24 protein-coding genes are annotated in these 25,046 nt (G+C 73.5%); 4 read left to right on the top strand and 20 right to left on the bottom strand.

Features of this window, described 5'->3' with window-relative positions; all coding sequences use genetic code 11:
- Nucleotides 1-26: 26 nt before the first annotated feature.
- The 16 genes from ABLE53_RS04175 to ABLE53_RS04100 form a co-directional block, all read right to left on the bottom strand.
- Nucleotides 27-740 carry a GntR family transcriptional regulator gene (locus ABLE53_RS04175; RefSeq protein WP_348857408.1) on the bottom strand — a complete coding sequence of 238 codons (714 nt, stop codon included), beginning with the start codon at nt 738-740 and terminating at the stop codon, nt 27-29.
- A gap of 249 nt (nt 741-989) precedes the next feature.
- Nucleotides 990-1,472, bottom strand: a complete 483-nt coding sequence (locus ABLE53_RS04170) for a nucleoside deaminase (RefSeq protein WP_348857407.1) — start codon at nt 1,470-1,472, stop codon at nt 990-992.
- A complete protein-coding gene (locus tag ABLE53_RS04165; protein WP_348857406.1) occupies nt 1,469-4,093 on the bottom strand; it encodes a molybdopterin-dependent oxidoreductase in 2,625 nt (874 codons plus the stop codon). The genes ABLE53_RS04170 and ABLE53_RS04165 overlap by 4 nt, the downstream gene beginning before the upstream one ends.
- On the bottom strand, nt 4,090-4,854 hold the full coding sequence (locus ABLE53_RS04160) for an FAD binding domain-containing protein (protein ID WP_348857405.1): 765 nt from the start codon (nt 4,852-4,854) through the stop codon (nt 4,090-4,092). Before ABLE53_RS04160 ends, ABLE53_RS04165 begins: the two co-directional genes overlap by 4 nt.
- 3 nt (nt 4,855-4,857) lie before the next feature.
- Complete coding sequence (locus tag ABLE53_RS04155) at nt 4,858-5,703, bottom strand: MurR/RpiR family transcriptional regulator (RefSeq protein WP_348857404.1); 846 nt, start codon at nt 5,701-5,703, stop codon at nt 4,858-4,860.
- Nucleotides 5,700-6,965, bottom strand: a complete 1,266-nt coding sequence (locus tag ABLE53_RS04150) for an allantoate amidohydrolase (protein ID WP_348857402.1) — start codon at nt 6,963-6,965, stop codon at nt 5,700-5,702. Before ABLE53_RS04150 ends, ABLE53_RS04155 begins: the two co-directional genes overlap by 4 nt.
- On the bottom strand, nt 6,962-8,224 hold the full coding sequence (locus ABLE53_RS04145; protein ID WP_348857401.1) for a pyridoxal-phosphate-dependent aminotransferase family protein: 1,263 nt from the start codon (nt 8,222-8,224) through the stop codon (nt 6,962-6,964). The genes ABLE53_RS04150 and ABLE53_RS04145 overlap by 4 nt, the downstream gene beginning before the upstream one ends.
- The gene (gene allB, locus ABLE53_RS04140) at nt 8,221-9,555 is read right to left on the bottom strand and encodes an allantoinase AllB (protein ID WP_348857400.1); all 1,335 of its coding nucleotides are present in this window, start codon (nt 9,553-9,555) and stop codon (nt 8,221-8,223) included. The genes ABLE53_RS04145 and allB overlap by 4 nt, the downstream gene beginning before the upstream one ends.
- Nucleotides 9,552-10,913 carry a nucleobase:cation symporter-2 family protein gene (locus tag ABLE53_RS04135; RefSeq protein ID WP_348857399.1) on the bottom strand — a complete coding sequence of 454 codons (1,362 nt, stop codon included), beginning with the start codon at nt 10,911-10,913 and terminating at the stop codon, nt 9,552-9,554. The genes allB and ABLE53_RS04135 overlap by 4 nt, the downstream gene beginning before the upstream one ends.
- 33 nt (nt 10,914-10,946) lie before the next feature.
- Nucleotides 10,947-11,831, bottom strand: coding sequence for a factor-independent urate hydroxylase (gene pucL, locus ABLE53_RS04130; RefSeq protein ID WP_348857398.1), 885 nt, complete (start codon nt 11,829-11,831; stop codon nt 10,947-10,949).
- Nucleotides 11,831-12,145 (bottom strand): hydroxyisourate hydrolase, encoded by a 315-nt coding sequence (gene uraH, locus ABLE53_RS04125; RefSeq protein ID WP_348857397.1) that lies wholly within the window; start codon nt 12,143-12,145, stop codon nt 11,831-11,833. The genes pucL and uraH overlap by 1 nt, the downstream gene beginning before the upstream one ends.
- The gene (gene uraD / locus ABLE53_RS04120; RefSeq protein WP_348857396.1) at nt 12,142-12,648 is read right to left on the bottom strand and encodes a 2-oxo-4-hydroxy-4-carboxy-5-ureidoimidazoline decarboxylase; all 507 of its coding nucleotides are present in this window, start codon (nt 12,646-12,648) and stop codon (nt 12,142-12,144) included. Before uraD ends, uraH begins: the two co-directional genes overlap by 4 nt.
- Nucleotides 12,649-12,724: 76 nt before the next feature.
- A complete protein-coding gene (locus ABLE53_RS04115) occupies nt 12,725-14,269 on the bottom strand; it encodes an AtzH-like domain-containing protein (RefSeq protein ID WP_348857395.1) in 1,545 nt (514 codons plus the stop codon).
- Complete coding sequence (locus tag ABLE53_RS04110) at nt 14,269-15,366, bottom strand: acetamidase/formamidase family protein (protein WP_348857394.1); 1,098 nt, start codon at nt 15,364-15,366, stop codon at nt 14,269-14,271. Before ABLE53_RS04110 ends, ABLE53_RS04115 begins: the two co-directional genes overlap by 1 nt.
- Nucleotides 15,367-15,392: 26 nt before the next feature.
- Nucleotides 15,393-15,590, bottom strand: a complete 198-nt coding sequence (locus ABLE53_RS04105) for a hypothetical protein (RefSeq protein WP_348857392.1) — start codon at nt 15,588-15,590, stop codon at nt 15,393-15,395.
- Nucleotides 15,587-15,856 carry a nucleotidyltransferase domain-containing protein gene (locus tag ABLE53_RS04100; RefSeq protein WP_348857391.1) on the bottom strand — a complete coding sequence of 90 codons (270 nt, stop codon included), beginning with the start codon at nt 15,854-15,856 and terminating at the stop codon, nt 15,587-15,589. The genes ABLE53_RS04105 and ABLE53_RS04100 overlap by 4 nt, the downstream gene beginning before the upstream one ends.
- 94 nt (nt 15,857-15,950) lie before the next feature.
- Between ABLE53_RS04100 and ABLE53_RS04095 the strand changes: the two genes are divergently transcribed.
- Complete coding sequence (locus ABLE53_RS04095; RefSeq protein WP_348857390.1) at nt 15,951-16,643, top strand: MBL fold metallo-hydrolase; 693 nt, start codon at nt 15,951-15,953, stop codon at nt 16,641-16,643.
- Between the two features lie 16 nt (nt 16,644-16,659).
- On the opposite strand, the gene ABLE53_RS04090 is transcribed toward ABLE53_RS04095, so the two are convergent.
- Both ABLE53_RS04090 and ABLE53_RS04085 read right to left on the bottom strand, forming a co-directional pair.
- Nucleotides 16,660-17,889, bottom strand: a complete 1,230-nt coding sequence (locus tag ABLE53_RS04090; protein WP_348857389.1) for an HNH endonuclease signature motif containing protein — start codon at nt 17,887-17,889, stop codon at nt 16,660-16,662.
- 128 nt (nt 17,890-18,017) lie between these two features.
- Nucleotides 18,018-18,401: a YidH family protein gene (locus tag ABLE53_RS04085; protein WP_348857388.1), complete on the bottom strand. Its 384-nt coding sequence runs from the start codon at nt 18,399-18,401 to the stop codon at nt 18,018-18,020.
- Between the two features lie 31 nt (nt 18,402-18,432).
- Here ABLE53_RS04085 and ABLE53_RS04080 point away from each other — a divergent pair, with 31 nt between their 5' ends.
- Nucleotides 18,433-19,272, top strand: coding sequence for a thioesterase family protein (locus tag ABLE53_RS04080; protein ID WP_348857387.1), 840 nt, complete (start codon nt 18,433-18,435; stop codon nt 19,270-19,272).
- Between the two features lie 8 nt (nt 19,273-19,280).
- Nucleotides 19,281-20,201, top strand: coding sequence for a glycerophosphodiester phosphodiesterase (locus ABLE53_RS04075; RefSeq protein WP_348857386.1), 921 nt, complete (start codon nt 19,281-19,283; stop codon nt 20,199-20,201).
- Nucleotides 20,202-20,297: 96 nt separating this feature from the next.
- Here the strand turns inward: ABLE53_RS04075 and ABLE53_RS04070 are convergent, their stop codons facing one another.
- Nucleotides 20,298-21,311, bottom strand: a complete 1,014-nt coding sequence (locus ABLE53_RS04070) for a hypothetical protein (protein ID WP_348857385.1) — start codon at nt 21,309-21,311, stop codon at nt 20,298-20,300.
- A gap of 191 nt (nt 21,312-21,502) precedes the next feature.
- Here ABLE53_RS04070 and ABLE53_RS04065 point away from each other — a divergent pair, with 191 nt between their 5' ends.
- Nucleotides 21,503-22,207 (top strand): (deoxy)nucleoside triphosphate pyrophosphohydrolase, encoded by a 705-nt coding sequence (locus tag ABLE53_RS04065; RefSeq protein ID WP_348857384.1) that lies wholly within the window; start codon nt 21,503-21,505, stop codon nt 22,205-22,207.
- 12 nt (nt 22,208-22,219) lie between these two features.
- Here ABLE53_RS04065 and ABLE53_RS04060 read toward each other — a convergent pair whose 3' ends face one another.
- A complete protein-coding gene (locus ABLE53_RS04060) occupies nt 22,220-25,015 on the bottom strand; it encodes a sugar-binding protein (RefSeq protein WP_348857383.1) in 2,796 nt (931 codons plus the stop codon).
- Nucleotides 25,016-25,046: the final 31 nt, after the last annotated feature.

Genomic DNA, 25,046 nt, shown 5'->3' with positions numbered 1-25,046 from the left:
CATGTCGCTGCTTCAGCGGGCCACGGTCAGGGCTCCTGGCGGAAGACGTCGGGGTCGTCGCGGAACGCCTCGATCTCCGCCTTCAGGTGCTCGTAGTGGTCCCGCGACTCGGCGACGAGACGCTCGGTGTCGCGGGCGGTGAACGCGTCGAGCATGCGGTCGTGGTCGCCGTGGAAGAGCTCGCGGCCGGCGGGGGAGACCCGGGCCATCGGCCGGGCGGGCTCGGTGATGTTCCACGCGCCCTCGTACATGTGCAGCAGCCGCTCCATCCGGGCCGGGGCGATCAGACACATGTGGAACCGGCGCGACCCGGCGTGGTAGGCCCGCTCGTCGCCGTCGGCGACCGCCTTCGCCATCGCCTGGTGGGAGGCACGGACCAGGTCGTCGTCCTCGGGGGTGGCGTGGCGTACGGCCTCGCGCAGCGCGGACGCCTCGAGGGCCGCGCGTACGTCGTACAGCTCGCGGAACTCGGTGAAGGTCAGCTTGGCCACCGAGTAGCCCACGTGGGGAACGTGGTCGACGAGCCCCTCGCCGTGGAGCACCTTGAGGGCCTCCCGGACCGGGATCTGACTGACCCCGAAGAACGCCGCGACGGCGTCGATCGGGATCAGCGTGCCGGGCGGCTCGTCGCCACCGAGGATCGCCTGGCGGAGGTCCTCGGTGACCCGCGGCTGCTCGCCCTCGGCGGCGGAGTTGACCAGCCGCGCGGTGAAGATCGAGCGCCTCCGGGTGCCCTGCACGGGTCAGATCCTCTCGCTCATCGCGAACCGGGCCATGACGAGCTGCTCGGGATGCCGGGCGCCGGGCTGCGAGGGATCGGTCACGACGTGGTCACAGGGAGGTCACGGAACGATAACGGCGCCCGCTTTGATGTCCTTGCTGGGCGCCTCCAGCGAGCCGAGATCCGCGTCGATCCCGGCCGGGCCGTCGTGAAGATATCATCCGGGTCGCTTTCGTCGCTGCGGAACAGCGTCTTGCACCGGCGGCGATCAGTAGTCGGTCCGGTCGTCCTTCGCGAGCCACGCGTCGAACGGCGCGGCGCAGTCGGCGAGGCGGAGCTCGTCGACGCGGGTTGGCCAGTCGTGGTGCTCGCGCGCCCGCTCGCTGCCGAACAGCTCGTAGAACGCGCGGTCGTCGAAGCCTCCGCGGGCGGCGTCGTCCCGGTCGGCGGCGTACACCACCCGGTCCAGGCGCGCCCACAGCGAGGTGGCGAGGCACATCGGGCACGGCTCGCACGAGGTGTAGAGCGTGCAGCCGGCGAGGGAGAAGTCGCCGACCGTCCGGCAGGCGGCCCGGATAGCGAGCACCTCGGCGTGCGCGCTCGGGTCGAGCGCGCGGGTGACGCTGTTCTGGCCGGTCCCGACGGCGACGCCGTCGCGGACCACCACGGCCCCGAACGGGCCACCGCCGTCGGCCACGTTGGCGACCGCCAGCGCGATCGCCTGCTCCAGCCAGGTCTCGTCGTCACTCATCTCGTCCTCTCCTGGATCAGTCGCCAGATCCGGTCGCGGGTCATGGGCAGCTCGTGGGGGCGTACGCCGGCGGCCCGGGCGACCGCGTTGGCGATCGCCGGCGCCACCGGGTTGTAGGGGGCCTCCGACATCGACTTCGCGCCGCGCGGGCCGAGCCCGTCGTACGTATCGGCGAAGAGCACCTCGGTGCGCGGGACGTCGCCGATCTTCGGCACCCGGTAGCTGCGGAAGGTGCGGGTCACCACCTCGCCCTCGCTGACGACGAGCTCCTCCAGCAGCGCGCTGCCGATCGCCTGCGCGACGCCGCCCTCGACCTGGCCGCGCAGCTGCTCGGGGTTGATGACCACGCCCGCGTCGACCGCATGCACGGAGCTCAGCACCCGCACCTCGCCGGTGGCCGGGTCGACGGCGACCCGGACGCCGTGGACGTTGAAGGCGACGGACCTCGGCGTGCCCGAATGGTAGCCGTCGCTGGTCCGCGGCAGCGGCTTGCCCTCGTCCAGCTCGCCCCTGAGCGTGGCGGCGGCGCGCTGGACGGCGAGGCCGGCGACGACCGAGCCGGCGGACCCGAACGCCCCGGAGTCGTACGACGTCGCGTCGGTGTCACCCGCCACCAACCGCACCCGGGCGGGGTCGACGCCGAGCTCCTCCGCGGCGATCTGCACGTGCACGGTGGCGGTGCCGTTGCCGAACTCGGCCGTCCCCGCGCGGACGGTGAAGGTGCCGTCCTCCTCGGCGGTCACCGACGCGGTCGCGACGTGGCCGCGGGGCGGGATCGTCGCGATCATCGCGAGCGCCATCCCGTCCCCGACCAGCCAGCCCGGAGGCGCGTCGGGCGTGGGGCGGGCCAGGGCCGCCTCGACGAGGTCGAGGCACTGGTCGAGGCCATAGCTGCCGTACTCGAGATCGGTGCCCGGGGTTCCGTTGACGACGAACTCGTCGCCGGGGACGACGACGTTGCGGCGGCGCAGCTCGACGGGGTCGATCCCGAGCCTCTGCGCGAGCTCGTCGAGAGCCGACTCGACCGCGAACATGACCTGGCCGAGGCCGTAGCCGCGGAACGCGCCGGACGGCAGGTTGTTCGTATAGACCGCCTCGGCGTCGACCCGCTTGTTGGGGCAGCGGTAGACGGCGACCGACTCGTGGATGCCGTGGTACATGACCCCGGGGGCGTGGTTGCCGTAGGCGCCGGTGTCGGTGAGGACGTCGAGCCGCAGGGCGGTGAGTACGCCGTCGGCGTCGGCGCCGAGCTCGACCTCGACCCGCATCGGCGTCCGGCACGGCATCACCGCGAACTGCTCGTCGCGGGTGACCTCCCACTGGACCGCGGCGTCGACGCCGCGCTCTCGGAGCTTCAGGACGGCGAGGCCGACGACGTCCTCGACCAGCAGCTCCTGCTTGCCGCCGAAGCCGCCGCCGACGCGTGCGGTGACCACCCGGACGTCGTCCTGCTCGAGCCCCAGGACGCGGGCGAGCTCGTCGCGGGTGAGGAACGGCACCTGCGTGCTCGACCGGACCGTCAGCCGGCCCTGCGGGTCCGTCCAGGCGCGGGCGCCGAGCGTCTCGAGGTAGGCGTGGCTCACCCGTGCCGTCCGCCAGGTCCCCCTGACGACGGCGCCGGTAGCCTCGGCGGCGGCCAGCCCCGCGGCCACGTCGCCCACCTCGCCGTGGGTCTGGGCGGCGACGTTGCGCAGTGGCTCGCTGATCCGGCTCGCCTCGGCGTCCTTCTCACCGTGCAGCAGCGGGGCGCCGTGTGCGCGGGCGGCCTCCGGGTCGAAGACCGCCGGGAGGTCGTCGTACGCCACCTCGATGAGGGCGAGCGCCTCCTCCGCGACCGCGACGGAGTCGGCGACGACGACGGCGACCCGCTGGCCGCGGAAGCGGACGACGTCGTCGAGGAGCCGGGTGTCGTCCGGGTCCTCGAGGCGGCTCTCGTGGCGCGCCGTCGAGTAGAGGACGTCCGGGGCGTCGCAGTGCGTCAGCACGAGGCGTACGCCGGAGAGCGCCTCGGCGGCGGTCGTGTCGATCGCGGTGATGCGCGCGTGCGCGCGGTCCGAGCGGAGCACCTTCACGTGGAGCAGCGGCGTGTCGCCGGGCGGCAGGTCGAGCGTGAACGGCTCCTGGCCGCAGACCAGGCGGGGGCCGGCCGGGGCGCCGACCGCGGCCCCGAACCGCCCCGGAGCGAGGTTGACGGTGCCGGCGAGGGTGTCGCGGATCGAGCGGTAGCCGGTGCAGCGGCAGAGGTTGCCCTTGAAGGTCCGCTCGACCGGCGACTCCGTGCCGTCCGGGGTGACGGACGGCGCCGCGGAGGCGGTCACGACCCAGCCGGCGGTGCAGAAGCCGCACTGGAACCCGCTCGCGTCGACGAACGCGCGCTGGACGGGCGAGAGGCGCTCGGGCGTCCCGAGCCCGGCGGCGGTGACCACGTCGCGGCCGACGGCCCGGACGGCGGGGGTGATGCAGGAGTGCACCGGCGTGCCGTCCAGCAGGACCGAGCACGCCCCGCAGTCGCCGGCGTCGCAGCCCTTCTTGGGTGAGGTGTCGCCCTGCTCCCGGATCCAGGTGCGCAGACACTGGCCGGCGCCGGGCCAGCCGTCGACCGGGGTTCCGTTCAGCCTCATCCGGACAGCTCCTGGAGGACCTCCGCGACGAGCCGCCGGGTCTGGGCCGCGCGCCAGTCGGCGGCGCCGTGCGGGTCGGCGTACCACTCGACGGACGCCAGCTCCGCCGGATCGGCGAGGACGACGGGCCGCGGCGTGGAGGCGGTGACGGTGACGACCGGGTCGGCCGACGTGGTGCGGCCGACGACCACGGCGGCCGACCGCCCGCGGTCCGCGAGGGAGACGCGCCGGAAGGCGGTGCGGGCGGCGAGCGAGGAGGCGGGTACGTCGACGGCGCGGATCAGCTCACCGGGGCCGAGCGCCGTCGTGCCGGCGCCGGTGATCAGCTTAGCGGCGGGGACCGACCGCTCGCCCTCGGCGGTCCAGAGGACGGCGGTCGCGCCGAGCCCGGCGAACAGCGACGTCATCGCCCCGGCGGGAAGGGCGAGCGCGAGGTTGCCGCCGACGGTCGCCGCGCCCTGGACCTTCCACGACATCAGCAGCGCGTCCGCGCAGGAGCGCACCAGCCCGGCGACCTGCTCCGGCCAGGGCGCGCGCTGGAGGTCGGCGACGGTGCAGGTCGCCGCGATCCGCAGGCCGCCGCCGGGAAGCTCCTCCCACGGCTCCCAGCCGAGCGCGGCGAGGTCGACGAGCCCGGTCACGCCGGGCTGCGGCTCGCTGAAGAGCCAGGTCCCGCCGGCGACGTAGGTCTCCCCCGGCGCGAGGGCGAGCCCGGCCCGTCCCTCCGGAGTGCGCCAGGTGCTGACGGTGGTGAGGTCCACGGCCTACTCGACCTCGCCCAGGCGGTCGTACGCGGCGCTGATCGAGGAGACCCGGTCCCGGCCGGCACGGCCGCGCTCGAAGAGCACCGCGTCGGCGATGACGCTCACGAGGCTCATCGCGGTGGCGTAGGAGTCGAACGCGAGCTGGCCCTGGACCGGGCACTCCAGCGCGACGTCGGCGCGGGCGAGCGGCACCGTCGCACTCGGGTCGGCGAGGACGACGACCTTCGTGCCGCTCTCGGCCGCGGCCGAGACGAACTCGGCGAACCCACGCGGCCGGCGGCGGAAGCCGACCGCGACGACGACGTCGTCGGGGCCGAGGTCGGCGAGCTCCTCGCCCATCACCTGACCGGGCAGGGGCGCGAGGCTGACCTCGGGCCGCGCCTGGACCAGCTGCTGCCGCAGGTGGAGCGCCACCGGGTAGGAGTTGCGCCAGCCGGCGACGAGCACGTGCCGAGCAGCGGCCAGCAGCGTGGCGGCGTCGGCGATCGCCGGCTGCTCGAGCGCCCGACGGATGGCCTCGCCCTCCGCGTCGGCGTGCACGGCGAGGTTGGGCGGCCCCTCCACCCGGCGCGGCTCGCCCGCGGTGCGGAGCGAGCGGAGGTGGTCGCGGACCTCGTCGAAGTCGGCGAACCCCAGGGAGCGGAAGAGCCTGCTCATCGTCGCCTTCGAGACGCCCGCCAGGCCGGCGAGCTCGGCAGCCCGGTAGGTGGCGAGGTCGTCGAGGTGCTCGAGCAGCGTGTCGGCGGCCCTCCGCTCCTGCGGCGACAGCCGGCTGTGGTGCCGGGCGATGCGCTGGTCGATCCGCTCGGCGGCGAGCGCCGGGCGCTCCTCGATCGGTACCGTCATCCTCGCTCCCGTACGACGCGTGCCACCTCGAGCACCGCCGCCTCGAAGGCGTCGATCCCGCGGGCGACGTCGATCTCCCTGACGTCCTCTGCCGGGTGGTGGCTGATCCCGTCGAAGCACCTGACGAAGAGCATCCCGATCTCGGCGACGCCCGCGATCGCCATCGCGTCGTGGCCGGCCCGGCTCCACAGCCCCAGCGGCCGGTCGGCGCCGCGGTCGTCGGTGCTGCCGATGCCGGCGATGACCGCCTCGCGCAGCCACGGCGCGCACGGCGCGGACGCGGCGCGGTGGTTCTCGAGGACCTCGAGGCGCAGGCCGCGGTCGAGGCAGATCGCCCGGAGCTCGGCGTACATCCGCGCCCACATCCGGTCCCGCTCCTCGTCGGTGGCGGCACGCAGGTCGAGGCTGAAGTCGGCGCGGCCGGGGATCACGTTGACGGCGCCCGGGCGCACCTCGATCCGGCCGACCGTGGCGATGACCCCCTGCGGACCGGTGCCGCGGGCGAGCCGCTCGATCGCGGAGATCGCCTCGGCGGCACCGACGAGGGCGTCCTTGCGGCGGGCGTACGGCGTGCCGCCCGCGTGCCTGGCCTCGCCGATGACGGTGAGCTTGAAGCGGCGGGCCCCGGCGATGGTGGTGACGTAGCCGAGGCTGCGGTCGGCTGCCTCGAGCTCGGGGCCCTGCTCGATGTGGGCCTCGAGATAGCCGACCAGCTCCGCAGGGGCCCGCGCCGCCTCGCCGACCCGCCGGGGGTCGAGGCCGAAGTCGAGGAAGGCCTGGTGGAGCGTCACGCCGTCGCGGTCCCGCAGGTCCCACCAGTCCGGGTCCCACTCGCCGGCGACCGCCTGCGACCCGAGCAGCGCCTTGCCGAAGCGGGCGCCCTCCTCGTCGCTGAACCCGTAGACCTCGAGCGCGAACGGCAGGTCGGTCGCGCGCAGCCGCTCGGCGACGGCGACCGCCATGACGACGCCCAGCATGCCGTCGTACGAGCCGGCGTCGGGGACGGTGTCGAGGTGGGAGCCGAGCACGAGCGCCGGCATCCCGGGCTCCGGGCCCTCCCGGCGGCCGAGCAGGTTGCCGGCGGCGTCGACCCGGGTCTCGAGCCCGGCCTCCCGCATCCAGGCGGCGACGCACTCGTTGGCATATCGATGCTCCGGGGTCAGGTAGACCCGCTCCAGGTGGTGCGGGCTGGAGGAGAACCGGTCCAGCTCGCTGCAGCGTCCGAGCACCTCGGCGGCCGAGGTCCTCGCAGTGATCGTCATGCCGGCACCTCCACGGTCGCATCCGCGTAGACCTCGCGCGCGGCGCCGACCCCGCCTCCGGCGGTGAGGGGTACGCCGGTGGCGCGGAGCACCTGCTCCAGGGCGGCGAGCGTGGTCAGCACCGCGTCCTTGCGCGCGTTGTAGCCCATCGTCCCGATCCGCCAGACCCGGCCGGCCAGCGGACCGAACGACGTGCCGATCTCGATGCCGAAGTCCTCGAGCAGCGCGGTCCGGACGCGGTCGCCGCCGGCGGCGCCGAGCACCTCCGGGATCTCCACCGCGACGACGTTGGTCATCTTGTGGTCCTGGTCGCCGAAGACCTCCAGGCCGAGCCCCTGGACGCCGGCGGTCATCGCGCGGCCGTGGAGCGTGTGGCGCGCGATCGCGGCCGGAAGGGTCTCCTCGACGAGCAGCCGGGCGCACTCCCGGGCGGCGTACAGCATGCTCGTGGCCTCGGTGTGGTGGTTGAGCCGACGCGGGCCCCAGTACTCTATGATCTGGGCGAGGTCGAGGTAGTTGGACGCGATCCGCGCGCCCGGCAGCTCGCGGGCCTCGTCGGCGTCGTCGTCCGGGGTTCGGATGCCCTCCTCGACATGCTTGCGGCGGGTGATCCGCTCCACCGCGGCGGGGCCGATCGTGATCGGCGCGCTCCCGGACGGGCCGCCGAGACACTTCTGCAGTCCGGCGGTGGCGACGTCGATCCCCCAGGCGTCGGTCTCGAACGGATTGCCGCCGATGGAGGCGGTCGCATCGACGTACAGCAGCGAGCCCCAGGCCCGGCACAGACGGCCGATCTCGGCGAGTGGCTGGCACATCGTGGTCGAGGTGTCGCCCTGCACGATCGCGACCAGCGTGGGCTCGAGCCGGCTGATCGCGTCCTCGATCTCCTCGGGGTCGAACACCTCGCCCCACGGCCGCTCGATCGTGTGGACGTCGGCGCCGCAGCGCTCGGCGATCTCCTTCAGCAGGTGGCCGAACCGGCCGAAGACCGGGACCAGCACGCAGTCGCCGGGCTCGACCAGCGAGACCAGCGCGGCCTCGATGCCGGCGCGGGAGGTGCCGTCGACGAGGAAGGTCTGCTCGTTGTCGGTGGCGAAGACCGTGCGGTAGAGCCCCATCACCTCGGTCATGGCCGCGGTCATGGTGGGGTCGTACTGGCCGACCAGCTGGGTCGACATCGCCTGCAGCACCCGCGGGTCGACGGTGATCGGGCCGGGGCCCATCAGCAGCCGCGGCGGCATCGAGAGCGGGGCGGTCACGGTTTCCTCCTCAGCGGTCGGCCCCAGCCGTGGTCGGGGCGGTCGACGTCGACGGCGTTGCCGCGTACGACGGAGCGGGTGACGCGTCCGCCGTACCGCAGCCCGTCGTACGCCGAGATCGGGTTGCGGTGGGCGAGCCGCGTCGCCTCGATCCGGAACTCCACCCCGGTGTCGTAGACGGCGAGGTCGGCGTCGGCCCCGACCTCGATCCTGCCCTTCTGCGAGAGGCCGACGAGCCGCGCGGTGTTCCGCGACATCCAGTGCGACACCGTGGCGAGCGGGATGTTGCGCCGCCGGGCCTCGTAGGCCATCGCGGAGAAGCCGACCTGCAGCCCGGAGACGCCGCCCCAGGCCTGCTGCAGGTCGCCGTCACCGCGGCCCTTCTCCTCGGCGGTCGCCGGGGAGTGGTCGGAGACGACGCAGTCGATGATCTCGGCCCGCAGCGCCGCCCAGAGCTCCTCGCGGTTGCCCTGGTCGCGGATCGGCGGGCAGCACTTGAACTGCGGCGCGGCGTCCGGGATCTGCTCGGCGGCGAAGGAGAGGTAGTGCGGGCAGGTCTCCACCGTGACCTGCAGCCCCTCGTCGCGGGCGGCCTTGATCTCGTCGAGCGCGCGGGCCGACGACAGGTGCAGGATGTGCACCCGGCAGCCGCTCTCCCGCGCCCCGTCCAGGACCCGGCGGATCGCCGTGGTCTCGGCCTCGTCGGGGCGGGAGAGAAGGAAGTCGGCGTATGCGCGGGACGGCGGGTGCGGCGCCGCATCGAGTACGCCGGGGTCCTCGGCGTGGACGATCATCAGCCCGCCGAAGCGGGCGACCTCGCGCAGCGCCGCGGTGAACTCGTCCGGCGCGAGCGGCGGGAACTCGTCGACCCCCGAGGGCGACAGGAAGCACTTGAACCCGAAGACGCCCGCCTCCCACAGGGGCTCGAGGTCAGCGAGGTTCCCGGGGACCGCGCCGCCCCAGAACCCGACGTCGACCATCAGCTCGCCGTGGGCCGCCTTCTGCTTGATCAGCAGGTGCTCGACGCTCGTCGTCGGCGGGATCGAGTTGAGCGGCATGTCGACGAGCGTGGTCGCGCCGCCGAGCGCCGCCGCCTCCGTGGCGCTGTGGAACCCCTCCCAGTGGGTGCGCCCGGGGTCGTTGATGTGGACATGGGTGTCGACGACGCCGGGGACGAGGTACGCCGTGTCGGGCAGCTCGAGCACGAGCCCGTCCACCTCGGCCTCGAACGGCCCGATGGCCTCGATCCGGCCCTGCCGCAGCCGGAGGGTGGCGGGGACGAACTCCTCACCCACCAGGACCCGCCGCCCGCGGACGCCGTCCAGCCTCATCCGAGCGCCTCTCCGGTCGTCTCCTCGGGCGCGACGCCGTGGACCGCCCGCAGAGCCGTGCTCGGGAGGAGCACGTTGAAGAACAGGTTGAGCACGAATGCCACCAGCGCGGCGGCGCTGATCTCGGAGTCGAAGATGGTCTGCCACCAGTCCGGGAAGCCGGCCCAGAACGCGGGGTAGGCGATCGGGATGACGCCGAAGCCGACGGAGGTCGCGACGATGACGAGGTTCTGGGTGCCGTCGTACGCCACCTTGCCGAGGGTGCGGATGCCGCTCGCCGTCACCGAGCCGAACAGCGCGATCCCCGCGCCGGCGAGCACGCTGAGCGGCATGACGTTGACGACCGCGGCAAGCCACGGCGAGAGGCCGAGCAGCGCGATGACCGCGCCGCCGGTGGCGACGGCGTACCTGCTCTTGACTCCGGTGATGGCGACCAGCCCGACGTTCTGCGCGAACGCGGTCGCGGGGAAGGTGTTGAGCAGTGGCGCGACCAGGGAGGAGAGCATGTCGGCCCGCAGGCCGGCGGCGATCCGCCTGTCGTCGACCTCGGTGCCGACGACCTCGCCCACCGCGAGGATGTCGGCGGTCGTCTCGACCATGATCACGAGGATCACGATGACCATCGCGACGATCGCGCCGACGTCGAAGAGCGGCCCGCCGAAGTGGAACGGGCGGGGGAGCGCCACGGCGTCCGATGCGCCCACACCGTCGAAGGACGCCTTGCCGGCGGCCAGCGCGACGACGGTGCCGAGGACGAGGCCGAGCAGGATGGCGTACCTCGAGAGCGCCGCGATCTTGCTGAGCACCAGCACGATCCCGAGCGTGACCGCGGCGAGGACGATCGAGGAGATCGGCGCAGTGTCCTTCTGGTCGGTGATCCAGCCGGCGGCGACCGGGACCAGGGACAGCCCGATGACGGTGATGACCGAGCCGGTGACGACCGGCGGGAAGAGGCGCACGACGCGGGAGAAGAACGGCGCGACCAGGAAGCCGAAGGCCGCCGCCACGATCACCGCCCCGAACGCGGTGCGCAGGCCCTCCTCGCCGCCGTGCTTGCCGACGATGGTGAGCAGGGTGGAGACCGAGCCGAACGAGATCCCCTGGACGAGCGGCAGCCGAGAGCCGACGTACGGGACGCCGAGGGTCTGCAGCACGGTGGCGATCCCGCTGAGGAAGAGGGATGCGGAGACGAGGACGGCGAGGTCGGCGCCGGAGAGGCCGGCGGCGCCGCCGATGATGAGGGGTACGGCGAGGACGCCGCCCACCATCGCGAGGATGTGCTGCAGGCCGTAGCCGAGCGTCGAGAGCGCCGGGAGCCTCTCGTCCTCGGGTCGCGTGGTCGCGGAGGTGGTTGTCATGGGTCTTCTCCTGGATGCTCGCTGAGGAGCGGGTCAGGCGAACGCGGGGACTGACGCCCAGGCGCGCGGCTCGTCGGGGACGCCGTCGCGGCAGAGCGTGGCCTCGATGAGGCCGTAGGGGCGATCGGCGGCGAAGAAGACCTCGTTGTCGTTCGTCAGCCCGAAGGGGGACAGGTCGACCAGGAAGTGGTGCTTGTTGGGACAGCTGATCCGGAACTCGGCCACGGCGGGGTACTTCTCCATGACCGCCCTGCCCATCTCGAAGATGGTCTGCTGCAGGGCGAGGGAGTGCACGTCGGCGAAGGTGCTCAGCAGCATCTCGCGGATCCCGTCGTACACCTCGTCCCAGTCCTCGGGGTGCTCTGTCCAGCGCCACCACGCGGTCACGCTGGTGGCCAGGATGCGGTCGGTCGTCTCCTGCAGCGTCGTGTAGCGGTCGCGCGGGAAGCCGGAGAACTCGCTGCCGGTCGACTTGAGGACGACCAGGTCGGTGAGGCCCGAGACGACGAGGCTCTCCTCGCCGTACGTGTTGACGACGGCGGTGCGCGTCTCCTGTCCGGTGCGGACGAAGGAGTGGTCGTTGGGCGCGAGCCGCTCCCAGGCGTACGACTCGGCCTTCATCACCGAGCCGTGGACGTACGGCTGCCGGCTCCAGTAGGCCGCCAGCTCGAGCAGGAACGCCTCGGGCGAGGCGACGCCGAGCTCCTTCGCCTTCGCGTAGACGACGTTCTTCTGGGTGTCGGTGGCGTGGACATGGCCGTTGTCGCCCTCGGTGAACGCCGTCTCGAAGTCGCCGCGCAGCTGCGAGGAGACGTTGAGGTCGTGGAGGACGTGGGTCGGCCCGGCGCGGTCGACCTTGACCACGCGCACCTCCGCCTTGCCGTGCTGGTTGGCGCCGAGCTTGATCGTGCCGGTCATCAGCTGCCCCTGTAGGTGGTGTAGGCGAACGGGCTGAGCAGAAGGGCGACGTGATGGTGCTCGCTCTCCGTGACGGTGAACGAGACGGTCACCTCGGGGTAGAACGTCTCCCGGCCGTGGGCGGCGAACCAGTCGCCGGTGGCGAAGGCGAGCACGTGGGTGCCGGCGGAGAGACCGCCGTCGACGCGTGCGCGGCCGTCGGCATCGGTCCTGCCCGACTTGGTGCTGCCGTCGGGAAGAGTGAGCGTGACCGACACGCCGACGGCGGGCCGGCCGAGGGCGGCGTCGAGGACGTGGGTGCTGACACTGGTCACTGCGCTTCCTCCCCGAAGAGGCGCTCGAGGCGGAGCAGCGCGATCTCGCCGAGCTGCTCCTTGGTGACCTGCAGCTCCGTCTCCGGATCGTTGCCGAGCCGCTTCTCGAGCAGTGCCAGGAGCTCCTCGGCGGAGCGACCGGCGGCGCGGACCAGGTAGATCCGGCCGAAGGTCTCCTCGTAGCGCCGGTTGCCCTCCTGTAGCCGCTCGAGGACGGCGGCGTCCTCCTGGTCCACCCCGGACTGCTCCCGGCGGGCGAGCCGTGCGCTGAGGCCGGAGCCGGCGACCCGCTCACCGATTCGCGGGTGGCCGGCGAGCGCTCGCTCGACCTCCGCAGGTGTCCAGCCGTCGGTCTGGGCGGCGGCCGTCGAGAGCAGCGACTCGAGGTCGGCGTACGGACGGCCGGCGACGACCGTCTCGACGAACGAGTCGATCTCGACGCAGGGTCGTACGACGTCCGCCGCTGCCGGCTCGCCCAGCGCGTTGAACTCCTCGAGCTCCATCTCCACCTCGTCTCTCCGTCAGCACGACGGTAGTGAAACGATCGTTCCTACGTATGAAACGTACGTTGCGTTCTTGTTACGCGGGTCGCGACGACCGCTCGGCCAGGTCGACCGCGTAGGCGAGCAGGTCGCGGTCGCGGCCAGGTGCGGCGACCAGGCAGAGCCCGGCGGGCAGTCCGCGCAGCGTCCGGGCCGGGACGCTCACGGCCGGCAGGCCGCCGAGGCCGGCCAGGCAGGTGAGCCGCATCGTCGCGTCGCGGGCGGCCTGGGCGTGCGCCGGCAGGGGCGCGACCGACGCGGCGCTGGGGAGGGCGAGGATGCGGTCGCCGACCAGCTCGCGGATCCTGTCGCGGGCCTCGTCGACCGTCGCCTTCGCCTGCTGCGCGACCTCCTCGCTCGTGTCGCGGGCGCGCTCGAACCGGCCGCGTACGTCGGCGCCGAGCGTGTCGAGCCGGGTCGCGAGCCATTCGCCGTGGGCCTGCCACGCCTCGTACGCCTGCCAGGTCTGGAACGCGCTCAGCCAGGTGCTCCGCTCGCCGAGGAGGTCCTCGAGCGGCCAGTCCTCCGAGGCGGCGTCGGCGGGGCTCGCGTCGCGTACGGCGGCGGCGACGTCGGACTCGGCCAGCCCGAGCAGCGCCGGGACCGTGACGACCCGGGTGCTGCCGGTGGTGGCCGCGGCGTCCGGCTCGGGGAGGAGCACGTCGCCGACCGCCTGCAGCAGGAACGCCGACCGGGTGAGCCAGCCGACCGTGTCGAAGCTCGGCGCGAGGGGGAGCAGTCCGCTCCGGTCGACCGCGCCGTGCGTCGTACGGATGCCGTAGAGGCCCTGGTAGGCGGCGGGGACCCGGATCGAGCCGCCGGTGTCGGTGCCGAGGCCGACGCTCGCGTGGCCCAGGCTGACCGCGCTCGCGGAGCCGTTGGAGGAGCCGCCGGGGATGCGGTAGGGCGCCTTGGGGTTCGGCGGAGCGCCGTAGTGCGCGTTGAGGCCGGCGAGCGAGTAGGCGAACTCGTCGGTGCGCGCGATGCCGCGGATCGTCGCGCCGGCGTCGAGGAGGCGGGCGACCGCGGCGGCGTGGGCCGGCTCGGGCTGCGCGTGACGGAGCCACTCGGGGTTGCCGGCGCCGACCCGCTGGCCGGCCACGGCGTACAGGTCCTTGACGGCCACCGTCTCGCCCGACAGGGGGCCGTCGTCGGTGGTCGCCGGGACGAGCGGGTCGCCGACGAGGCGCCAGACCCGGCCGTCGTACGCCGGCGGCGGGACGCTCACCTGGGCGGCGGTGACCTGCCACTCGCCGACCTCGCTGCGGGCCCAGAGCTGGGTCTGGAGGCCGCGGCCTCCGCGGCCCAGCTCGGTCACCGCGACGATGAGGGCGTGGTCGTCGTCGATCACCTGGACGTGGGTCTGGACGATCGTGCGGCGCGGGGCGCCGCCGCGGGCGCCGCGGAAGCGGCTGATCGCGTCGTGGCCGACGAGCAGGCCGTTCGCGTCGCCGCGCAGCGTGGCCGGGCCGGGCGCGAAGAGCCGGTCGAGCGCCTCGAGGTCGTTGCTCATCAGCGCCTGCTCGTAGGCGCGGAACGCCTCCAGGAGACCGGCCGGGGTCGGTCGCAGCTGCTGTGCCATCAGGCCCCCTCGGCCCGCTCGACGTCGGCCGGACCGAAGTCCGTCAGCTCGAAGTCAGCCAGCCGGATCGCGGCGTGGACGCCCTTGACGACGTCGACGACCTGGGAGATGTGGAAGTCGGTGGCCGCGGAGAGGTAGGCGTAGGCGAGCCGCTCGTCCATGGCGTACCTGGCCCGCAGCAGGGCGATCGCGGCGCGGACGCAGTTCTGCGTCGCGACGTCGAGGTCCTCGTCGAGACCGGTGGGGACGAGGTACTCACTGGTGCGGGCCAGCGGCCCGACCAGGTCCCCGAACTCGCGGACGGCGTCCTCCCGCGCGACGACGTCGAACCGCAGCGTCGCCCGCAGGCTCGCCTCCATCGCGGTGAGGCTCACCTCGCCGTCGCCCTGGGCGAAGTGCGGGTCGCCGACGTACGCCAGCGCGCCGTCGACCTGGACCGGGAGGTAGAGCGTGCTGCCGACGGTCAGCAGCTTGATGTCGAGGTTGCCGCCGTGCGGGCCGGGCGGCACGCTGTGCGGCCGCTCGCTGCCGGGCACCGCGACGCCCATGATCCCGAGGAAGGGCGCGAGCTCGAACGTCGCCGGGCCGACCCGGCCGCGCGGCACGCCGTCCGGTCCCTCGACGACCGGTGCGAAGACGCTGTGGACCTGCTCGCCGCCGAGCGGGTAGGTGTCGGGCAGCGCGCCCCGCCCGTGGCGGTTGGAGATGACGCCGTACGGCACCCGGGGCAGCGTCTCCAGCACCGTGATCGCCAGCAGGTCGCCGCGCCGCGCGCCGGTGACCTCGATCGGGCGGGACACGACGTGCGGCCCGTCGACGCCGAACGTGCGCGGGTGGTCCGACGCCGCGAGGGCGACCGCGTCCGCGAGCACCTCGTCGACGTCGTACGCCCCGAAGAAGCGCTTCGGGTCGCGGCCCTGGTCCTCGAGGATGCCCTCGTGGCTGATCGTGTCGATGGTGACCTCGGCCCCCGGGTCGACCTTCAGGACCGGTGCGTCCGCCTCGCAGGGCAGCCGCCCCCAGATAACGGCGTCGACGTCGGCCGGCAGGTATGTCCCCGCGGTGATCGGACCTGTGCCTGGCTGGAGCGCGGTCATGGGTGAAACAGTATGGAACAGATGTTTCAGGCGGGTGACGGTTCGTGGGCTGGACCTTGGGGCGCTGGTCCCTGGCCGGCGAGCCGGAAGCCGTCGCGCAGGCGGCCGCCGTACGCCGCGAGCACCTCGTCGGCCAGCTCCGTCAGGGGTACGCCGTCGCCGGTGACCGCCGCCGCGAGCGCTGCCACCGCACCCTCGCCCAGCTCCGGATCAGCCTCGTTCACCTCGCGGAGCAGCCACTTGCCGCGCCCGGTCCAGCGGGCTCGCGCTCCTCGGTGTGCGCGAAGATCTCGACCGGCCAGCCGGCGTACGTCAGCGACTCTCGGTACGGCGCCGGCGGGCGGCCCAGCAGCACGGTGACGTCGAGGTCGCTCGTCACCGTCGCCTGCCCGCGTGCGACCGAGCCGCCCAGCCAGGCCGCTCGCGCATCGGGGAAGCGCTCCGTCACCAGGCGGCGGGCCACCTCTGCTCCGGGCTCGCGATCGGGCATGCGGCGACCCTGTCACGTGACGGCTCGGCCCGTGACCGAGTTCTGCCGACGCCGGAGCCCGCCTCGCGCCGTTGCGCCGTCGTAGGGTCGCCGGGTGAGGAGCGACGACGTCGTACGTCTCGATCTCGGCACCTTCGTCCGCCCGGCGGAGGAGACGGGCACCGGCGCGCCCCGGGTCGAGGCGGTCTACGGCTATCTCGTACGCACGCCCGCGGGTCCGCTGCTCCTCGACACCGGGCTCGGCGAGGCGGACGAGGAGACCGAGGCGTGGTACCAGCCTCGTCGCGTCCCGCTCGACGCGGCGCTCGGTCGCCACGGCGTCGCTGTCGACGACGTCGCGCTGGTCGTGAACTGCCACCTCCACTTCGACCACATCGGCGGCAACCCGAGGTTCGCCGGTCGGCCGATCCTCAGCCAGCGGCGGGAGCTCGACACCGCCCGTGCGGGGGACTACACGGTCGAGGAGCTCGTCGACTTCCCCGGCGCTCGCTATGAGCTGCTCGACGGGGAGGCCGAGATCCTTCCCGACGTGCTCGTCGTACCCACGCCCGGCCACGTCGACGGGCACCAGTCGGTGGTCGTCAGGTGCGTCGACGGCACCGTTGTCCTCGCCGGTCAGGCACGCGACACGGCGTCCGCCTGGTCCGCCGACGCGCTCGCGGCCCGCGCGGCCGGCCTCGGGCACGTGTCACCGCTGCCTGAGCCGTCGCCCTGGATGAGCCGGATCCTCGAGCTCGATCCGCGGCAGGTCCTCTTCGCCCACGACTCTGCTGTCTGGCGGCCATAGGTTGAGCGCCCGGCTCTCACGTCCGCCTGTGGAATCTGATGCTGCCGTCGGGGTGTCTTGTGAGGGCGTAGTTGGGGTTGTGGGCGAGTCGGTGGTGGTGTCGGCAGAAGAGGACGGCGTTGTTCATGTCGGAGAGGCCGCCGGTGGCCCAGGGGTGGAGGTGGTGGGCGTCGGTCCAGGGGGCGGGGATGTCGCAGCCGTCGACCGCGCAGGTCTCGTACTTGATCCGGAGGGCTTTGCGTTGGGCGGGGGTGAACAGCCGGGTCTTGCGGCCGAGGTCCAACACCTCGGAGTGGGTGTCGAGGACGGCGGGGATGATGCCGGCGGTGCAGGCGAGTCGGCGGGCCTCGGCGGCGGAGATCTCGCCGTCGCTGCCGATGGATGCCGAACCCAGCTCGCTGTTGAGCTGGTCGACCGGGATTGTGACGATGAGGGTGGTGGTGTCGCCGCCGTGGTGGGGGAGCTTGTCGGGGTCGATCCGTTCGAGGAGCTGCCCGAACGCGTGGCCGAGGAGCCTGTCGTAGGGGATCGTCTTGCCGCGTTCGGCGAGCTGGGCGAGGCGGGGTTGGGTGAAGGCGTCGAGGTAGGTCTTCAACCGGACCCCGGTGGCCCTGGGCAGCCGGCCGCGGAGGAGGACGGTGCCGTCGCCGGGGTCGGTGATGGTCAGGGAGGTCCGCCGGTGGGCCCTCTCCTCCTCGGCGAGCAGTCTCTTGCCGAGCTCGGTCTCGGCGCGTTGGGGGTCGAGGACCTCGAGCAGGTGGGCGCCGACCCTGCGGAGCCGGGCCGGGTCGAGCCGTGCGGCCTCCTCGACCATCACCGCCTCCGCCTTCGCGACCTCGCCGGGGGTGAGGTCGTCGGGCAGCGCGTCGAGCGCGCGAGCGGTCACGCGGGCCTGGTCGACCGAGACGGTGCCGTCGGCCAGCGCGGCGGCCAGCACCTCGTACCGGCCGAGTGCTTTGGCGAGCTTGAGGTCCGCCCGCGCGGCGCGGTGGTCGGCACGCAGGGCGTCGGCCCACCAGGCGCCCACATCTCGGGCGCCGGTGGATGCGGCGACCGGCCCGGCCGACGCCATCACCCGCAGCCGGAGGGCGGTGGTCTGGGCCTCGAGGGCGCCCAGCTCCCGCAGTGTCGCCTCGACCTCGTCGGGGCGCGGGAACAGCCCGGTGAGGTGGGCGGCGCGGGCGACCTCGCGGCGGGCGTGCCGCACCGAGGCGAGCACCGCCGGCACCGGCGTCAGCTCGGCCATGACACACCTCCTCAAGCAGCAGAGACCGGTTCGATCTGGTGTTCCCAAAGCTAGCGGTGACCACCGACAGTCCTGCACCGACCGTGCGGCCTGGCCCGCTGGTCTTGACCGGCGATGCGCAGGATCAGTCAATCGAGGATGAGCGCGATGCCGATGAGTACGCCGACGAGCACGAGCGCGCCGGAGAGGATGAAGCCGGCGGTGAAGGCGGGAAGCCGCTGGCGCAGGCGCATGGCGCGCTCGACGCGCGCCCAGCGGATGATCGACATCAGTGTGCAGACGACGGCGAGCAGGACGAGCAGGACGACGAGGACGGTGCGAAGCCACCCGGTGGGGGGTACGTCGAGGGAGTGCAGCGCGACGGCGCCGGCGAGGATGGCGAGCGCCGTGCGTGCCCAGGCCAGGAAGGTCCGCTCGTTGGCGAGCGAGAACCGCGGGTCGGGCTCGTCTCCCGGGTCGTACACCCAGTGCGGATGACGGTCGAGCGGCCGGTCAGAGGGGCGCTGGTCCACGGTCCACATCCTGCCGGATAGGTTGCCCGACGTGGCAGAAGCAGCAACCGAGGTCCCCGAGTTCGACCGGGACATCGCCGTCGTGAGCGTCGGCGAGACCGCGTACGCCGCCGACCTCGCGGCCGGCTGGGTCGTGGGCGGGGGGATCAACGGCGGCTACCTGCTCGCCGTCGTCGGGAGCGCGCTGCGGCAGCACTTCGCGGCGAAGCCGGACCCGATCGTCGTCAGCGCCTACTACTGCAGCGCCAGCGTCCCCGGGCCAGCCGAGGTGCGCGTGGACGTACGCCGCGACGGCGGCTCGCTCGCCACGGCCGCCGCCGAGCTCTGGCAGGGCGACGAGCTCCGCCTGACCACGCTGGCGACGTACGGCGACCTCGCCGCCCTCCATCAGAAGAGCAACCCCGTCGAGCGGGTGACGGCGGTCGAGCCCGACCTGCCGCCACGGGACCGGTGCGTGCCCACGTCGCTGGCGCCGGACGCGTTCCGGAAGGTGTCGCCGATGCTCGAGCGGTTCGAGATGCTCTTCGCGCCCGACCAGGTGACGTGGGCGGTGGGTGAGCCGAGCGGCGACGGGACGATCAGCGCCTGGTACCGCCTCCACGACCACCGCGAGCCCGACCCGCTCTCGCTGCTGCAGGTCGTCGACGCGCTCCCACCCGTCACCTTCGACCTCGGCATGCCCGGCTGGGCGCCCACGCTCGAGCTGACCGCCCACATCCGCCACCTGCCCGAGCCCGGCTGGCTCAAGGTCCACCACACCACCCGCAACCTCGCGGGCGGGATGTTCGAGGAGGACTGCGAGGTCTGGGACTCCGCCGGCCGCCTCGTCGCCCAGTCCCGCCAGCTCGCCCGCGTGCCCCGGCCCCGGTGACGAGACCGGTGACGAGACCGGTGACCGCGGACGTACGCCGGCGGGCGGCTGGCGTCGCCGCGGCGCTGCTCCTCGCCGGACTGACGGGGCTCGCCGGGTGCGGCGGCGGTGGGTCGACGGGCACCGCGGGCGTCTCGACGGGCCCGACGGCCGGCGTCCCGACGTCCGCCGGACCGATCCCCCTCGTGAGCCCAGGCTGCACGGGCCTCGCGATCGGCCACCGCGGCGCGTCGGAGGAGGCGCCGGAGGACACGCTGCCGTCGGAGCGCCGCTCGGCGCGGTTGGGCAGCGACTACCTCGAGCTCGACCTGCACCTCACCGCGGACGGCGTCCCCGTAGTCCTCCACGACGACACCGTCGACCGCACGACCGACGGCACGGGTCCGGTCAGCGACCTCACCCTGGCGCAGGTCGAGCGGCTGGACGCGGGCTCGTGGTTCTCGGCGCGGTACGCCGGCACCCGAGTCCCCACCTTCGAGCAGGTCCTTCGGTTCGCCAAGCGCAGCGGCGCGGACCTCATGCCCGAGCTCAAGGCCGGCTGGGACCGGTCGCAGGTCGCGATCGTGGTGGACCTGGTGAAGCGGTACGGGCTCGAGTCGCGCACCGTCTTCCAGTCCTTCGACCCGAAGGCGCTGGCGTACGCCGACGACCTCGACCCCGCCATCGCGCGGGCCGGACTGGTCGACAAGAGCCTGCCGTCCGACCCCGTCGCCTGGGTCGGCAGCTTCGACGGGCAGGCGCTGCTGCCGGCGTACGACCTCGTCACCGCCGACCTCGTCGAGACGATGCACGACGCGGGCATCGCGGTCGTCCCGTGGACCGTGGACAACCGGGCGGACTGGGACCGGCTGAGGTCGTACGGCGTCGACGGGATCATGTCCAACGACACCGCCGGTCTGATCCGGTGGACCCGGGCGCACGCCTGTTAGTGGTCTCGGCGCGCGGTCACGGCCTCGCGAGCTCAGCCGTGCGCTTGCTCGACCCGCCTGACCCACGCGACCCGCTCGTTCCTCGCGGGTCGCGTGTCAGTCGTACCACCGGCGCGGCATGGCGAAGACCCAGCGCCAAGGCGGGTGCTCGGTGACCGACCAGAGCAGGTCGGTGGAGGGCCAGTAGGTGAGGTCCTCGGGGCCGACCGGTGCGGCGTACCGGCGGCGACGCAGCGAGCCGAGGCTGCCGGCGTACACGCTCCCCGGCCGGCGCCGGCCCTGCGACATCGTCAGGTGCAGCCGCCCGCGGGCGACGACCGCGCCCTGTGCCTGCAGCGGGCCGTTCGGGTCGATCCAGGCCGGCCGGGAGACGCCGTCCTCGGCGCCGGCGAGGAGGTGGGTCGACGGATCGAGCGGGAAGCGGGCGAGCCGGGTGGACTGGCCGGTCCGGCCGTACTCGCCGACGAGCAGCGAGACGGGCTCCGTCCGGTCCAGCGACAGGAACGAGAAGCGGAGCGGCTCGTCGGGATCCTCGGCCGAGGCGGCGTACGTGAACCGCACCGGGAGCACCCACTCGCCGTCCACCCTCATCACGTCGTCGACGTGGGCGACGTGGATCCCGCGGGCGGTGGCGGCGACGTAGAGCCACGGGCCGTGCCACACCAGACCGCCGGCGTGAGCCTTGAGAGGGGCGAGCGAGGCTACGCCGCCGCCGTCAGCGGCCCGCGCACGACCGAGCCGCACGTGCTGGTAGCGACGGGTGTCGGGGTCGAGGAAGGAGATCCGGGAGCCGAGGCCGGCCTTGGAGTACCAGCTGACCGCGAGCAGCCGGAGGCCGTGCACACGCTCGGACGGGGAGCTGTCGGCCGAGGAGCTGATGCCCTGCGGCCACCACGTCGGGTCGTGCCTGTCGGCGCAGTCCCAGGTGACCGCGTGCCTCACCGCGCGCCCGGGCGCGAAGCCGCGCCGCCCGTGCCGCGACAGGTCGTGCAGGACGTCGGCGACGCCCCGGCGGCCACCATGGGCGTCGGCGAGGGCATCGATCACGGCGGTCGCGGGAGCCGTGGGCGTCAGCCGGATCGAGGTGACCGGACGGGCGTCGGACGTCATCCCCGACAGCCTAGATACTGGTCTCATGAGCGAGCGTCAGCGAGCGATCATCGGAGCTGTCGTGCCGCCGCGTCCGTATCGTTTCTGTTCTTCCACGGAGGCGGCGGCGTGAGCGAGCGTCAGCGAGTGATCATCGGAGCTGTCGTGCCGCCGCGTCCGTATCGTTTCTGTTCTTCCACGGAGGCGGCGGCATGAGTGAGCGGACGCTGGTCGTCGCGGCGGCGATCGTCGAGCGCGAGCGGGTTCTCGCGGCCCGCCGTACCTCTCCGGCGGAGGCTGCCGGCCGCTGGGAGTTGCCGGGCGGCAAGGTCGAGCCGGGCGAGAGCCCCGAGGTGGCGCTGGTGCGCGAGATCGGTGAGGAGCTCGGCTGCCTGATCGAGGTGCTCGACTGGCTGCCGGGCGAGGCGCCGGTCGGCGAGGCCCACGTGCTGCGGGCGGCGACCGCCCGGATCACCGCAGGGGAGGCGCGGCCGCGCGAGCGCGACGGGCACGACGCCGTGCGGTGGCTCTCGGTCGAGGAGCTCCACGAGGTCGACTGGTTGGAGCCCGACCTGCCGTTCGTCGAGGCGATCCGTGACTGGCTCACCTCGGAGGAGCCGGTCGAGATCCACCGCGCGGTCTTCTTCGAGGAGGACGACGCCCGCGCGGTGGCGGAGCAGCTCGGGAGCGACGGCTGGTGGGCCGGCGTACGCCGCGAGCGCTACCAGGGCGAGGACGACGACGAGGACCATCCGTGGGCGGTGGAGACCGACGCGCCGGCCTTCGTCCTCGAGGTGCTCGTCGACGAGCACGACGGCTGGTTCGACCTCCCCGAGGACGGGCCGGACGCGTCGGTCGCGCCGGAGCCGCTCGACCTGCCCACGTCCCCGCGGCGGATCAAGCGGCCCCCGGCGTGACCTGACGGCGCGTCACCGCACGGCCGCCGCGCTGGCCGTCGTACCACCCGACTCGGCGGCGAACCCGAGCAGCACCCGGGAGCCGGCGGGTACGTCGCCGTCCACGGGCACGCGGACGACGACCGGGCGGCCGGAGCCGCCGCGGCTGAGGTCGGCGACCGTGGACCCGAGCACGCTCCCGTCGGGAGCGACGACGAAGAGGTGGCCCTCACCCGGACCGCGCACCCGGAGCGTGGCGGCGACGGCGTCGCCGTCGGCGGCCGCCCGCCTCACCTCGCCCGACGTACGCCGGTCGGCGGCAGGACCGCCCGCGACGGGTACGCCGTTGCGGACCGACTGGGCGAGGGTCTGCGGCGAGTCGATGCTGGCCAGCGCCTCGGACGGGATCACCGGGTCCTGCGTCGGCTCCTCCGGCGGCGTCCACCCGGGCAGGGTGGCGACGCCCCAGCGGTACGGGTCGCCCTGGACGCCGCCCCAGGTCGACCAGCCGATCCGGGTCTGGCCGGTCTTGTCCTGGGTGTCGGAGTCGTAGACGAACAGGTCCATCCCGAGGTGGTCGGGGTCGACCGTCGAGGGCAGCAGCGAGACCGGGATCTTGGCCTCGACGACGTAGCCGTCGTACGGATCGGACACCGTCGAGGCGACCTCCATCCCAGGTGCGGTCTCCGGGCCGCCCTGGTGGTTGTCGGCGTCGCGGCCGAAGCACGGCTCGCCGGACGTCGTGGTCGGGAGGACCAGCGCCTTGAAGGTGGTCGCGGTGTTCTCCGAGTCACCGGCGGGGTCGAGGGCGATCTCGACCGAGTCGGTGCGCCAGTGCCGCTTGCAGTCCGACGGCTCGAGGACGGTGCCCAGGGTGTCATCGGTCATCTCGACGGCGACGTAGAGGTCGTCGCCGTAGCGCGTCACGTGGCCGGTCGCCGAGCAGTCCGCCGCCGACTCGCAGGCGTCGCCCTCCCAGACCCGGCTGAGGTCGAGCGTCTCGCCGGGGTACTCGTCGGGCCCGACCACGCCGTCCACGGTCGGCGCGGCCGGCGCCGCCTCGATCGTCGTCGACGGCACCAGCTCGAGGGCGGCGCTGGTCGTGCTGCTCCCCGCCGAGCTGGCCGTCTCGATCCGGTAGCCGTAGTCGCCGCCGTCGCCGCCGTCGTTGGACGTCGGCAGCGACGCGTCGGTGTTGGTCACCGTGAACGACACCGTCGTCGTGTCGCCCGCCGCCAGCCCGTCGTACGACGCCGTCGCCGGCGTTGCCTCGAAGCCGTCCGGCAGGTCGAGGCTGACGGTGCCCGACTCCGCGGCGTCGCCGAAGTTCTCGACCTCGACGTCCACCGTCCGGCTGCCGCCCGAGGCGAGCGAGAGCACCGGCGTCACGAAGCCCTCCATCTGCGGGTAGCCGTTGGCGTCGGCGTACTCCTCGAAGTTCTGGACCTGCGGGAGCAGCTCGGAGCTGCCGCGCACCGTCGGGACCACCTCGAGCTCGGTGTCGCCGAAGCCGTGCCGGCCGTTCGACGCGAGGTCGACGGAGACGAGCGCGCGCTCGTTGGTCGCCGCGTCGTCGGGCGCCGTGACGGTGACGTCGCGGGTGACCGACCGACCGGCTCTCACCGTCCCGATCGCGCCGTCGCCGTCGACCGTCCACCCGTCCCCGACGCTCACGCTGAGGACGGCGTCGCGCAGCCGGCGGTGCGGCGGCGCGGTCGCGGTCACCGTGACGGTCGTGGTGCCGCCGGGCGTGACCGTGAACGGCTCGGGTGTCACCTCCAGCCCGGTGCCGAGCGGGAGGCCGCCGGGTGTCGGCAGCACGGCCCCCTGCAGGACGGTCGTCGGGTCGGCGGCCGCCTCGCTGAGGTCGCCGCGCGTGAACGGGACTCGCGACGCAACCTGGGTCAGGTAGTTGCAGCCGATCTGCTGCGGGTCGCTCGGGGTGTCGGGGAAGCCGGCCCAGCCCTGGGTGGCGTACTCGCGCTGCGCCTCGCGTGCGACCTGCGCCCAGGTCTCGCCGTACTCCTCCGACCGCGTGCCCTGCCAGATCCCGTAGATGTCCTGCGTCGGCCGCACCGGGTCGTACGTCGTCGGGCACTGCTCGCCCGTGCCGGTCGCCGTGCCGCGGGCGGTGCCGAGCAGCAGCTTCGAGGGCGACCATGCCTTCAGGCCCTCGTCCGAGAGCTGGTCGGGGAACTTGGTCGGGTCGCCGGCGTCGCGGTAGGCCTCGAAAGCCATCCGGCCGGCGTACTGGTGGTTGCCGTGGTTGCCCGGCGACGGCGCGGGATCCATCGTCACGATGATCTCGGGCGTCGTCTCGCGCACGACGCGGACCACCTTCTCGAGGGTCTCGTCGTGGCCCCAGACCTGCTCGGTGAGCGGCGCGCTGACGGTGTAGAAGAAGTCGACCTTGTCGAGGTTGTAGATGTCGGTGATGTGCGCACGCCCGACGGCACGTCGCTCCTCGGCCTCGCGGATCCTGCCGAGCGCGGGACCCTCCTCGGGCCCGACGGCGTTGCCGCCGCCCTCACCGCGGGTGATGGTGATGACGCCGGTCCTGACGCCGTCGTCCTCGTGCCACTGCCCGAAGGTGGACAGGGCCCAGGCCTCGTCGTCGGGGTGAGCGCCGATGAAGAGTACGTCGAGGTCCGGGCTGGTCCGGTGCGACGACGCGGAGGCGGATGACGAGGCTGAGGCGGATGACGGCGCGGCCGGTGCCGGCGTCGCCGAGGCGTCCGGTGGGGCGGCGGAGAGACAGGCGAGGGCGAGCGCCGCGCCGATCGCGGCGGTCGCCGCTCGTCGTACGGGTGCGGGGGGTTGCAGGGTCATCGTGCTGCCTCCTTGGGTTACCGAGCATGTG

Source organism: Nocardioides asiaticus, assembly GCF_040049175.1.
GTDB classification, from domain to species: Bacteria; Actinomycetota; Actinomycetes; order Propionibacteriales; family Nocardioidaceae; genus Nocardioides; species Nocardioides cheoyonin.
This window is presented reverse-complemented; position numbering and strand designations above follow the sequence as displayed.